Source organism: Ruegeria sp. CDSC002 (genome assembly GCF_059610905.1).
Genome location: NZ_JBXWOM010000015.1, coordinates 25,591 through 37,832, shown reverse-complemented (window position 1 = coordinate 37,832; position 12,242 = coordinate 25,591). Strand labels below are relative to the sequence as shown.

The following is a 12,242-nucleotide window of genomic DNA, read 5'->3' as shown; positions in this document are numbered from 1 at the left end:
AAAAAGAAAATCAGAACAGCCGGGCTCAACTGCGGACTGCCTTGGCAGACAATTATTCGGAGCGCTTTTAGTGCCGAAAATAAGCAGTTATTTTAGCCGATTAAGGATTGGAAACGAGAAGATCAGAGGCTGTTGAGCCGATGCTTTTCAAGTATCCCGCAAAGCATGGCCTGAGCTTGCAGCCTGTGTTCTCGATGACGTTCGCGGGCGGCATCTGGACGACCTTCACTAATCGCTTGAAAAACAACCCGGTGATCTTCATTGGATTTGACGGGCAGGGGTCTGATAAACAATGTCGTTGCGCGCGCGCGACGCACTTGATCGCTCATCATGGCGACAATCGCTTCGACTCGTTTGTTGCCGCCCAACCGAACGAGCTCCTGATGAAACAACTCGTCGGCCTCGGCCCAGGCTTCAAGGTCTTCGGCTTCGATGGCTTGGTCCATCTTTGCAATTGATCCGGCAAGTACTGCCAGTTCATCTTCTGAATAGCCCGCTTCGGCAGCGCGCTGTGCTGCGAGACTCTCGAGTTCCGTCAGTATGTCGTAAATTTCACGCATATCATCTGATGAAACAGGCAGTATCCGAACGCCCTTTCGGGGCCGCATTTCCAGCAAGCCCTTACTTTCCAACATCAGCGCAGCTTCCCGTATCGGGGTGCGGGACATGCCAAGGGTCTCGGCGAGTTCCGACTCCAGATGGTCAGTTCCGGCTGCAAGTTCGCCGGACAGGATCATCTTTCGCAAATCCCTGACAGCGCGTTGCGTATTGGAAAGAGTTTTTGCGTCCTGATCCTTCACGGCGTCTCCAGGTTGATCTTTCGTCCCTCCGCGGCCGAGAGATAGATGTTCTCTTCGATGCGGATCACGTCCAAATAGTCGCGAGCCGTGTTTTCCAACGGCGTGCCCCGTAGAAGGCCTGAAACGACGTGACTTTGCAAGGCGTGGACACAGTCTCCTCCAAATCCATCGTGATCGCTTGGAGGTAGAATCTGCTGTCGCTTCTGTTTTCCAAAAGCGCGGAGCTCGACTGAACCGTCGCCGTTAAGAACCAGTGATCCTTCCGTTCCTTCGATGAGCGCTTCGCCCATGGTCTGACGCAGGTTTTCGGCGCTGTGGTCAAGGCATCTGTTGCCATCGAACAGAGCTCTTAAACCGTTGGCGTGGTCAAACAGGATGTAACCTGCGTCCTCGCCTGCGATAACTGGGTTAACTTGGCGCAAGTCCGCATAAACTGCGCTGGGCGCATCGAATAGAAACCGGAACGTGTCTACCCAGTGAACCGCTGTTTCATGAACCAGGAAACGCGGCATGTCCTGAAAGTACGGCTGCCGGTCTAGGTAGGCTCGTGGTCCCTGTCCGTCGCCGGGCCGAAGCCGGAAAGTAGCTTGGAGAGGTGTACCAATTCGACCCTCGGTCATCGCCTCTTTGATTGCGCGATACCAAGGCTGGAAGCGGAAGTTCTCGTGTACAACAATAGTTGCTCCAACCGCTTCAGCCTCTGAAACAATCTTCTCAGCTTCATCCAGAGATAAGCAAAATGGCTTTTGGCAGATCAGCCACTTGATACCAAATCGCAGTGCCGAGCGGATTGCCTCGGCCTGCGCCACAGGCGGAAGGATAATGTCTACGAGATCCGGTTCTTCCGCCTCCAGCATTTTTGACAGATCATCGTAAGCGGCCAGTCCTGTTTCTTTCGCCTTGTTGATATCACGGTTGCAGGATGCAATCGGAACCGCTCCGGGCATTCGGGACCAGCTTTCGTAGTGGAACCTGCTGAAATACCCCGCACCCACGCACGCGACCCTGATGGCTTGTTGAGTATTCATGCCCGCATTGCTTCCAATACCGATGCCGCGGCACCCTGCGTTCCGGCCGTTCCACCTAGGTCACGGGTCAGGTTCTGTCCGTTCGCCGTCACCTTTTCCACGGCTTCACGCAATCGTTCGCCGTCGCTGGACAGGTCTGGATGATCATGGGTGAACCCCAACCATTCAAGCATCATTGCTGCGGACAAGATCATCGCAAACGGGTTGGCAATACCCTGTCCCGCAATGTCCGGGGCGGAACCATGGCAGGGTTGGAATACAGCGTGGTTCAACCCGATATCCGCTGATGGCGCCAGTCCTAGACCACCCATGAGACCCGCACCAAGGTCGGAGAGAATGTCTCCGAACATGTTCTCAGTGACCAAAACGTCAAATTCCCAAGGCTTTTGAACCATCCACAGAGCGGTAGCATCAACATAAGCATGGTCTGCCTGTAATTCGGGATGGTGGGCGGCTTCTGCATCAAACATCGATCTGAAGAATGCAAAGGCGCGGAATACATTGGCTTTGTCGACACATGTAACTCGACCCGGACCGCGCCCGGTTCTTTTGCGGTTCTGGGCGAGTTCAAACGCGAACCGGAACAGTTTTTCGGACACCTCACGAGTGATCAGCAGAGTTTCACGTGCTTCGTCATCGGTAACTTCGCCAGCGCCTTGGGTGAAGAACAGCCCTTCTGTGCTTTCGCGTATTAAGACAAAGTCGATCTCTTTTTCGGGAGGCAGCGCCAAAGGGGTCATTTGTCCGCTGCTTACCTTTACTGGCCGCACACCAGCAAAAAGTCCCAGTTTCTTTCGCAGATCGATCTGCGGTGAAATCTCGGTTCCGTCAGGGTAACGAACATCCGGCAAGCCCATTGCAGACAGCAGAATTGCGTCCGCATTGCGTGCGGTTTCGAGTGATCCAGCCGGAAACGATTCTCCAGTTTTGGCGTAGTGGCCTGCGCCTGCCGGAGCGTCTGTAAACACCAGTTCGTAGGAAGGACTGCCGCGCGAGAGCTGACGCAGGATTCCAAGCGTAGGGGCCATAATTTCAGGGCCGATTCCGTCCCCGTGGAACACTGCCACATCATAACTTTTTTTCATCTTAGCCCGCTTCCTTCCCGTTTCGCATTCATAGCGCGATAGCAGCTTTCACTACAGTCCGTTGACAATGCATTCTTTAATGTATACGCAAATAAATGCAATAATAAACGCAAAGTTGTTTGGGAGGACTTGGAAATGAAACTAAAGCTAGGGCGGTTGGCGGCCGCAGCCGTGATGGCGACCGGGATTACAGGGGCAGCTGCTGCGCAGGATTATCCCTATCGTGATATCACCACAGCTGTGGTCTGGGGGGCCGGTGGTGGCACGGACACGATCAACCGAATGATCATGGCCGAGATGGAAAAACACCTTCCGGTTTCGATCAATGTGATCAATCAAACAGGTGGCGTCGCAGGCTCCAACGGGATGGTCTATGTCATGAACCAACCAGACGATGGTTATACATTGGTTGGTCTGTCAGAGTCCAACGTCACCGCTGCTGTGCAAGGTGGTTGGGATAAGAAATTTGATTTTTGGTATCCGTTTATTGTTGGCGGATCACCTGATCTGATCTCGGTTCCGGCGGACAGCCCTTACAATACGCTGGAAGAACTGGTTGATGCTGCAAAAGCTGCTCCTGGCACTATTCCAGCGGCGGCCTCCGGCGCGGGTTCGATCCACCACTTGAATCTTCTGGCCATCGAAAAAGGGGCCGGTGCAGAATTCAAGTTTGTTCCATACAAAGGCTCAGCGCCCGGGCAGGAAGCAGCGATAGCGGGTGAAGTTGCGTTGGTTGTGACGTCACTGGCTGAACAGGCTCCGTTGATTGAAGGCGGTCAACTTAAACCGCTCGCGATGTTGACGCCCGAAGATGCGCAGATTGCAGGGGCAACGGTGCCTTCTGCCTTTGGCATTTATGACGGTCTCGATCAGTATTTACCACTCAAACAGGCCATCGGGTTTGCAGTCCACAGTTCAGCCGGGGACGACGTAAAGGCCGCGCTTGGTGATGCCTTCGAGCAAGCTATTGCCTCCGACACCGTCGCCGAATGGGCCGCGGCAAACAATTACGATGTCGGTGGTCAACACGGTGAAGAAGCTCAAGAACTGTTTGCGAACCTCGAGGCTACTTTTGCCTATACCTTGCAAGACCTTGGCGCTGCCACAGTGGATCCGGCCTCGCTGGGTATCGCGCAACCCTAATCCGATCAATTTTGAAAGGGCGCGCTTGATCGCGCCCTTTCCCTCAGGAGGCAGGCAATGGACAAACCTGACGAAACACTGGTCATGCGGTCGCGCGACTTTTGGGCAGCAATTGTTCTTATAACAGTGTCCGTCTTTTTTCTTTGGAAGACGTCGGACATTCCACTTTGGGGCGAAAACCGCGCAGGTGTAAGTGGATCGGATTGGTACAACTCGGCTGCAATTGTACCGCTGTTCATCTTCGGGGGATTGCTTGGCTTGTCCTTCGTTTTGCTGGCTATTTCAATCCGCTCAGGTGGTGCCCAAAACGCGCTCAGTGCTTTGGGCATCGGATGGGATAAGTCGGAAGCCTATCGAGCTTCTACAATAGGCCTGATCCTTCTTGCATATGTCGTGGGGCTCGTTCCCAGAGTGGACTTCATTCTGTGTTCTGGGTTGCTGATTACAGCTTTGACTTACGGCTACTACGGAGGTCATGCGCGGCGTGCTTTGGTGGCCTGTAGCGCGGTTGTCTCTGCCGGGCTATTTGCGTTTGCTGTATTTCCCGCGCAGGCGGACTGGAACGCACACAGTGATGATTGGTTTACACTGGCCTTATGGGTCTCGCTCACACTTGTGGTGTTGAGCAAGGCGGTTTCCGAACGCGTTTTGCGGTTCGTTCCTTTGGTGGCAATACTTGCCCCGCTCATCCTCGTTTGTGCGATGGCCTTTGTTTTCCGGCAGAACGTGCCCGCGCGCGGCGGGTTGATCTTCAAGCAAATCGAATACCACTACTACGTGACGCTTCGTCCGTTATGGAAAGATTGACCGGATGGACTTTATCCTTTCGCAACTGGCTGGATTTGGGACCGCATTCGTGGGCCTGGCAGTAGACCCGCTGACCTATCTGTATTTGATCGCATCCGTGTTCCTGGGCATCACCTTCGGCGCATTGCCCGGCCTGACCGCAACGCTGGCAGTGACGATCCTGACGGGTTTCTTCGGCAACAAGATCCCATTGGACTATTCGCTTATCGCTTTGCTCGGGGCATATGTCGGCGCGATTTACGGCGGCTCTTACCCGTCTATTTTGCTGAACATTCCGGGCACGGCAGCCAGCGCGGCGACGGCCATGGATGGCTACCCTCTGGCCAAAGCGGGTCGAGGGGGTGAAGCACTTGGGCTGACCACGACGGCCAGTTTCATTGGCACGGTTATCGGGACCATCACGCTTTTGATCTTTGTCTGGGCGCTGCTTTTGGTTTCAAAGAACATCGCAAGCCCGGAGAAAGCCTTGCTGGCCCTTTTCGGCATTCTGCTTTCTGGCACTTTGATGAGCGAAGACCTGGTGATCAAGGGATGGATCGCCGGTCTGATCGGGCTTGCGATGTCCATGGTGGGGCTTGACCCTCTGTTGTCTGAACCGCGCTATACCTTCGGCTGGTCTTACTTGATGAGCGGGTTTCAGGTCGTGCCGGTTTTGATGGGGGCATTTGCCATTCCCCAAATCATCGACGGTTTAAGGCACGTTGAGGCCGGGAAAGTTCTGGCCCTGAAAGGTCGCATCTTTCCGAACCTACGCTCCATCCGACGCTACCTGCCCACCATTGGCCGGTCAGGAGTGATCGGGACCGGGGTAGGAGCGCTTCCCGGCGTGGGCGAAGATGTCGCCGGTTGGGTCAGTTACGGTGTCGGCAAGACCGTATCTGCCGAGGGCGACAAGTTTGGAAAAGGCTCTTTGGAAGGTCTGCTGTGCTCTGAAACGGCAAACAACGCCTGCATTGGGGGCGCGCTAATCCCGCTTTTGGTTTTGGGCATTCCCGGTTCACCACCCGCCGCGGCTTTGATGGGGGCTTTCAAGATCAACAACGTGATCCCGGGCCCCACGATAGACCCCGAGATCATTCTGCGCGTAGTCGCAATCCTGGTGTTGGCATCCCTGACTATGTTCTTGATGGGCCTGTTCACTGCTCGGGTCTTTATCAAAATACTCGCCATACCGCAGACCATCTTCTTGCCCGTCGTTATGGTTCTGACAACAATTGGGTCTTTCAGCGTTGGTGGTGGCATCAATGATCTTTACCTGATGCTTGGCGTCGGCGCCGTTGCCTATTTCATGAACCTGATGAAATACCCAATCGCGCCGTTGGTGATCGGGGTTATTCTAGGCAGCCTGTTTGACGAAACCTTCCGCCGGTCGCTGTTCTTGTCGGACGGGGATCTTTCGGTCTTCTTTTCACGACCCGGTGCGGCCATTCTGCTGGTGCTCAACATTGGTCTGATCCTCAGCCAGCTGCCCGTTGCAAAGCGCGCTTTCTCACGTCTGAAAGGACTTTCTGTCTGATGTTTGTAGTCACTGTCACTTTCACTCTCAAACCCGGTACGAGAGACACTTTTTTACCGCTGATGGTCGCAAACGCTTCAACCTCTTTGCGTGACGAAGCCGGATGCCAGCAGTTTGACGTTTGCCTCGGCGACGATCCCGAGACAGTTTTTCTCTATGAGGTTTATGATGACAGCGCGGCCTTCTCTGTACACCTAGAAAGTGCGCATTTTCGGTCCTTCGATACGGCTGTGGCTGATATGATCGCCACCAAGGTGGTTCACCAGTATTCCGAGGTCATCCGATGAACGATTGGGAAATCCACGCCGTGAAATACGCGGATCGCAATGCCCGGACGCGAGCTGATAGTTTCATCATCGATGATAATCACAGCGCGCCTCACGCGATGGATTACTTCGTTTGGGTGCTCAAACGCGGTAACAAAGTCATTATGGTCGATACCGGCTACGACTCCGATGAGGCCGCCGCTCGTGGTCGTCCCATCGCGATGGACCCTCACGAGGCTCTGCGACCCTTAGGCATTTCGCCGGAAGCGGTGACCGAGGTTATCGTGACCCATCTTCATTATGACCACGCGGGTGGGCTGCATATGTTCCCGAACGCGAAGTTGCATATGCAATCGGCGGAGATGGCCTTCGCCACAGGCCCCTGCATGTGCCACGACCATCTGCGCGCGCCTTTCACGGCCGGTCATGTCTGCGAGGTCGTAAAGCGTCTCTATTCAGGGAAGGTCGTGTTCTACGATGGAGAAGCCGAGATTGCAGATGGGGTCACGGTGCACTGCATAGGTGGGCATTCGCGCGGGTTGCAATGCGTTCGCGTGAGAACGGCAGTCGGGTGGATGGTACTCGCGTCTGATGCCTCGCATTACTATGAGAATTTCATGGCGCGCAAAGCCTTTCCCATCGTCGTCGACCTGCAGGATATGATGGATGGTTTCGAGACACTCGAGAAGTTAGCCTCGCATCCTCGACTCATCGTGCCCGGCCATGATCCACTTGTGCGTGAGGTTTTTCCCGTCGGAGCGGCACCGCATATCCATAGGCTGGATTTCGGGCCAACCAGGGACATCAAATTATGAAGATCGGCGTCATAGCGGACGACTTTACCGGTGCGAGTGATATCGCGAACACCTTGGCAAAGGGCGTTGAGCCGGAAGGTGGATTAAGAACCGCGCAGTTTCCAGGTATTCCGGATCTCCCAGCCGACGAGGAGATCGAAGCGGGTGTCGTATCGCTCAAGAGCCGCACTGCACCGGTCGAGGAAGCTGTTGCAGACAGTCTGAGTGCCTTGCGGTGGCTCGTAGACCAAGGATGCCAGCAGTTCATCTTCAAATATTGTTCGACCTTTGATTCCACGACGGAGGGAAACATCGGTCCCGTTGCGGAAGCGCTGGCCAACGAACTGGGCGCGGAAAAAGTGATTTTCTGTCCGGCCTTTCCGACAACGGGGCGTACTATCTGTTACGGTCATCTCTTTGTGCTTGGTAAGCTGTTGCACGAGTCTGGGATGGAAAATCACCCCCTTACTCCGATGACGGATGCCAATATCAGGCGATGGTTGCAGCATCAAACCGACGAAGCGGTTGGGTTGGTGCCAATTGACACTGTGAAGCAAGGTTCAAAGGCGATCGCTGATGCTTTGCAGAAGGCCGACGAACGATTTGTGATTGGCGATGCGATTTCGGATGAAGATTTGTTGGCCTGGGGCGAAGCTCTAAAGGATGCCAAGCTCATTACTGGGGGATCGGGTATAGCGATGGGTCTACCAAGAAACTTCCTGAGAGAGACTTCATCCAAAAGTGCTGGCACTGTGTTCACTGGTATCGCAGGGCCTGCCGCGATCCTTGCGGGTTCTTGTTCAGGTGCGACCCGCAGGCAGATTGATGTTCATGCGGAATCCCATCCGACTTTCGCAATTGATGTTCCGGGCGTCATGTTCGGGGATGTGACGACGCAAACGCTTCTGGATTTCTTTGAAGCGCATTCGGGTCAGGCGCCGCTCGCGTATTCATCGGGGAACCCGGATGATGTGCGTGCGATCCAAGGTCAGTTTGGTCAGGAAGCCGTGGCGGAAAAGCTGGACAATCTCTTTGCAGATACCGCGCGAGAACTTGTCCAAAAGGGCTACAAGCGGTTGGTTGTAGCTGGAGGTGAGACTTCGGGAGCTGTCGCCCAGGCTGTCTCTGAGGCATTGGGATCACCGGCCATGTCAATTGGGACAGAGATTGACCCAGGCGTACCTGTCCTGAGCGTTGGAAAAACTGAACCCATTGCGATGGCTTTGAAATCCGGAAACTTTGGCGCTCCGGATTTTTTCGCGAAAGCGCTGAGAATGATGGAGTCGGGCAAATGAGCTCTGAAGAAATGGCGCTGCGGCAGCAGATGTCGGAGCTGTGTGCCTCGCTGTTTGTGCGTGGCTTTTCCGTTGGCACTGCAGGCAATGTCTCTGCGCGTTTATCGGACGGGATTCTCATGACGCCAACGAATTCGACTTTGGGCAATATCGACCCCGAGCGCATCGCCAAGATTGATTTGGATGGGAACCACGTCTCCGGAGACAAGCCGACCAAGGAGGTCTTTCTGCACCAAGCCTTCTATGAGACGCGGCCGGAAGCTGGTGCAGTGGTGCATCTGCATTCGACCTGGGCCACCGCACTGTCGTGTCTGGAAGACACCGATCCCAATGACTGTATTCCGCCGCTTACACCATACGTGGTCATGCGCGTAGGCACGGTTAAACTGGTTCGATACGTAAAGCCGGGTGATCCAAAATCCGGTGATTTGATCCGCGAACTGGGCGGCAAGTATAGTGCTGTTCTGTTGGCCAATCACGGTCCCGTCGTATCAGGAAAGAATCTCTTTTCAGCGGTCTGCGCAGCGGAAGAGTTGGAAGAAACAGCCAAGCTGCTCGTGGCACTGCGGGGAATGCCAACCCGGATGTTGGATGCAGAACAAGTCGCAGAACTCAAAGAGACTTTCGGAAGGATGTAGTTGGAAACCGATAGGGGGAGTGTGCAAACTTTTGGCTAAATCGTGCAAAATTATGCGCAAATACCACGCAATGTTATGGGCAAGAACATCTGAATTTAATGATTGAAATCAATAGCAGAAGCGCAGCGTTATGCGCGTCCCTACAGATTTTGTAGGATCACCCATAATCGTTCGCGACGCCCTTAAACGTTCGCGAACGACCCCAACCGTTTGTTTAGGAGAATTTGACGGAATTCCAAGACTCGCGATATATGTCACCGCTAGATAAAATACCACTTTCCGAAGAAGCGGACATAAGAAGAGCCGTCAAGCATCTTTCTGTAGGGCTCACTTCCCACCGCTCTTAAGTTCACTATTGTGTTGAATGTGGCTGTTGGTCTTGATCTCAAAACCCTTCCAACTGGTTCGTAGTCGCTTAATGATGTGGAGATGCATGAAGTAGCACCGCTTTTGCCAAGTGTAGGTGAAACGAATAACGACGTATTTCTCTCAAGTGTCTCAAAGTTATTCGGCGAACTATTTCCAGCAAAGTTCAAAACTTGATCCGAAAACTGGCGCCTTGCTTTGGGGTCATTGTTTCAATCGCTACACCTGCCTGTTTCAAAACAGCGGTAACAATGGATAGGCCCAAACCAGTGCCGCCTTGGTCCCGTCTGGTTGTGAAGAATGGTTCTGTGATGCGTGCACTGTTTCGCGGGCAAATGCCCGAACCATTGTCGGAAACGATCAGGCTGTTTGAAGCCGCGTCAAAACTTATGTCGACACGTGTTGCGCCGTGTTGAAACGCGTTTTGAAGAAGGTGATGCAGAACGATATGGCCCTGATCTTTGGACAAAGGCAGGTACGTTTCTGGCGGCGCCTGCAACTCGACAACCTTTTCTGAAAACGCGGCTGACGCCGCCTGGACCATATCCGCCAGTGACGTTGGGGTAGGGTCAGTTCGAATACTGGCCCGTGCCAGTTCGCGAAGACGGCTCAGCAAGGCGTTCATACGCAGACCTTCTTGCTGAATGTTATGAACCAGTTTCTGGTTGCGATCACCGGATACCGCTGACGGCCCATCAGACAACAGCTCTGCCGCACCCAAAATTGCCGTGACCGGCGATTTCAACTCATGGGTTACGTGGCTCGTGTAAGTCTCGATCGCAGTCGACCGCTCTGACAAGGTTGCAGCCATCGAAACGACGTTGTTACCCAGTTCCGCCAGTTCCTTCACGCCATAGTGCTGCACGGGATCGGGGATCGGTTTCAATCCGCTGGCGACATCCTGGCTTTGACAGCTGAGATCGCGAATTGGCTTCGAGATCAGCCGCCACATCATCCAACCGACCACAGCTGCAGACACCAGCATGAACACCACGACAGAGCCAAGCGTGAACCGTTCCTGAAACAGGAATTTCCGAAGGTCCATTGGCGTGCGCGACAGGTAAACGGCCCCGATGACCCTGTCATTCAACACCACCGGGTGGGCGACAAACACGCGGTATGAGGTATCGCGACTGATCGAGTTCAGCAGGTGCCGATTGGACGTGTCATCGCGCTGTCGCAGCAATGAAACGGTTTCACCCTCCAACGCTTGCGACACTTCGGGTACATGCAGAAAAGACCCGCTGGCTGATCCACTGCTGGCGATGATCCGCCCAGAGTGATCCATGAAAACATACCCCGACAGAGTGGTTTTCTTAGCCGACCTCGCCAGCTGTGACAGTGATTGAGAGATCTCCGAATACGGCGCGTCCAGCGGTTCATCACTTGAAACCGGGTCGGGGCGCGGCGGCGAGACCTGACCGCGAAACAGATCCAAACTGGCTGGGATGGGATGAAAGTCCTGAGTAAGGCGTTCCATCTGCTCAGTGGACAAACTGTGGCCGACATCGGGTGCGGCCTGGATCTCAGAAAAGGCCGTGGCATAGATTTCGCCAAAGATAACGGCCTGAGACAAAAGACTGCGTTCGGTTTCGCGTGCGAACTGGTTGCTGGACAGGCGGGCACCCAAAACACCAATGATCGGAAGGGTCACAAGGGCGATGCAGACCAGCGAAATCACCAGCGCAAGCGGCGGTCGCCATTTTTGCGTTACGGTCAGCACTGGCAAACGCCCAGCTTCACCCCAACCCCGTGCACGGTTTGAATCAAATCTGGATATCCCAAAGTGCGCGCCTTCTGACGGATATTACGGATATGGCTATCCACCGTGCGACCAGACAGATAGGTGTTGTGGCCGTAAACCAGCTCGATCAAGTGCGCGCGCGCATAGACGCGGCTTGGTGTTTTGGCCAGGATCGACAGGACCGCGAATTCGATCCCGGTCAGCTGGACCTCGGCCTCGGCAAGGGTGCAGCGATGCGCGCTATGATCCAGTTGCAGATCCTGAAAGACCGTCACGTCGTCCGGCGATTTAATGCCGGCCGAGCGGGCAAGGATGGCCTTGATCCGCAGCACCAGTTCACGCGGACTGAAGGGTTTGGTGACATAGTCATCGCCACCAAGCTGAAACCCCAGAATGCGGTCAATCTCATCATCTCGTGCCGTCAGAAACAGGATCGGCACGGTTGAGCTTTTGCGCAATTCCCGGCAGGCCTCCAACCCATCCATTTCGGGCATTCCGATATCCAGCACGACCAGATCGGCCGGGGTATTGCTAAAAACCTCCAATGCGTCCTGACCAGTGGATGCTTCGGTTGTTCGAAAGCCGGATTCTTCCAGCGCAAAGCGTACGACATCGCGAATACGGGCATCATCATCTACGATCAGGATGTTGTTCACTGTATGCGTCCGCCGTCGAAATATTACCGAAGTCACGATCAGAGATCATACTGCCATTGTCCGGGTCAAGTGGAGCTTGCACCTGTTGTCTGCGCCAGGTGAAA

12 protein-coding genes are annotated in these 12,242 nt (G+C 54.4%); 7 read left to right on the top strand and 5 right to left on the bottom strand.

The annotated features are described in order from the left end of the window. Positions 1-122: 122 nt before the first annotated feature. The 3 genes from AC2FJE_RS21330 to AC2FJE_RS21320 are packed head-to-tail and all read right to left on the bottom strand — an operon-like array spanning position 123 to position 2,913. On the bottom strand, positions 123-800 hold the full coding sequence (locus AC2FJE_RS21330) for a GntR family transcriptional regulator (RefSeq protein ID WP_282121326.1): 678 nt from the start codon (positions 798-800) through the stop codon (positions 123-125). After that, entirely contained in the window at positions 797-1,828 is a 1,032-nt protein-coding gene (locus AC2FJE_RS21325) for a Gfo/Idh/MocA family protein (protein ID WP_496758179.1), read from the bottom strand. Before AC2FJE_RS21325 ends, AC2FJE_RS21330 begins: the two co-directional genes overlap by 4 nt. Beyond that, positions 1,825-2,913, bottom strand: a complete 1,089-nt coding sequence (locus AC2FJE_RS21320) for an isocitrate/isopropylmalate dehydrogenase family protein (RefSeq protein ID WP_496761469.1) — start codon at positions 2,911-2,913, stop codon at positions 1,825-1,827. Before AC2FJE_RS21320 ends, AC2FJE_RS21325 begins: the two co-directional genes overlap by 4 nt. Positions 2,914-3,048: 135 nt before the next feature. On the opposite strand from AC2FJE_RS21320, the gene AC2FJE_RS21315 reads away from it, so the two are divergent. From AC2FJE_RS21315 to otnC, 7 genes are read left to right on the top strand one after another with little or no spacing between them, the layout of a single operon-like run. Beyond that, a complete protein-coding gene (locus AC2FJE_RS21315; RefSeq protein ID WP_496761468.1) occupies positions 3,049-4,056 on the top strand; it encodes a Bug family tripartite tricarboxylate transporter substrate binding protein in 1,008 nt (335 codons plus the stop codon). A 57-nt stretch (positions 4,057-4,113) separates the two neighbouring features. Further along, positions 4,114-4,863, top strand: a complete 750-nt coding sequence (locus AC2FJE_RS21310) for a hypothetical protein (protein ID WP_496761467.1) — start codon at positions 4,114-4,116, stop codon at positions 4,861-4,863. 4 nt (positions 4,864-4,867) lie between these two features. After that, on the top strand, positions 4,868-6,379 hold the full coding sequence (locus AC2FJE_RS21305; protein ID WP_496761466.1) for a tripartite tricarboxylate transporter permease: 1,512 nt from the start codon (positions 4,868-4,870) through the stop codon (positions 6,377-6,379). Then, complete coding sequence (locus AC2FJE_RS21300) at positions 6,379-6,666, top strand: putative quinol monooxygenase (protein WP_282121320.1); 288 nt, start codon at positions 6,379-6,381, stop codon at positions 6,664-6,666. Before AC2FJE_RS21305 ends, AC2FJE_RS21300 begins: the two co-directional genes overlap by 1 nt. Continuing rightward, positions 6,663-7,460, top strand: a complete 798-nt coding sequence (locus AC2FJE_RS21295; RefSeq protein WP_496758194.1) for an N-acyl homoserine lactonase family protein — start codon at positions 6,663-6,665, stop codon at positions 7,458-7,460. The genes AC2FJE_RS21300 and AC2FJE_RS21295 overlap by 4 nt, the downstream gene beginning before the upstream one ends. Then, positions 7,457-8,734, top strand: a complete 1,278-nt coding sequence (gene otnK / locus AC2FJE_RS21290) for a 3-oxo-tetronate kinase (RefSeq protein WP_496758197.1) — start codon at positions 7,457-7,459, stop codon at positions 8,732-8,734. The genes AC2FJE_RS21295 and otnK overlap by 4 nt, the downstream gene beginning before the upstream one ends. Next, positions 8,731-9,372 (top strand): 3-oxo-tetronate 4-phosphate decarboxylase, encoded by a 642-nt coding sequence (gene otnC, locus AC2FJE_RS21285; RefSeq protein ID WP_496705747.1) that lies wholly within the window; start codon positions 8,731-8,733, stop codon positions 9,370-9,372. Before otnK ends, otnC begins: the two co-directional genes overlap by 4 nt. 532 nt (positions 9,373-9,904) lie before the next feature. Here otnC and AC2FJE_RS21280 read toward each other — a convergent pair. Together AC2FJE_RS21280 and AC2FJE_RS21275 are read right to left on the bottom strand one after the other, a co-directional pair. After that, the gene (locus AC2FJE_RS21280; protein ID WP_282121316.1) at positions 9,905-11,461 is read right to left on the bottom strand and encodes an ATP-binding protein; all 1,557 of its coding nucleotides are present in this window, start codon (positions 11,459-11,461) and stop codon (positions 9,905-9,907) included. Beyond that, the gene (locus AC2FJE_RS21275; RefSeq protein WP_496761465.1) at positions 11,455-12,138 is read right to left on the bottom strand and encodes a response regulator transcription factor; all 684 of its coding nucleotides are present in this window, start codon (positions 12,136-12,138) and stop codon (positions 11,455-11,457) included. Before AC2FJE_RS21275 ends, AC2FJE_RS21280 begins: the two co-directional genes overlap by 7 nt. Positions 12,139-12,242 lie beyond the last annotated feature (104 nt).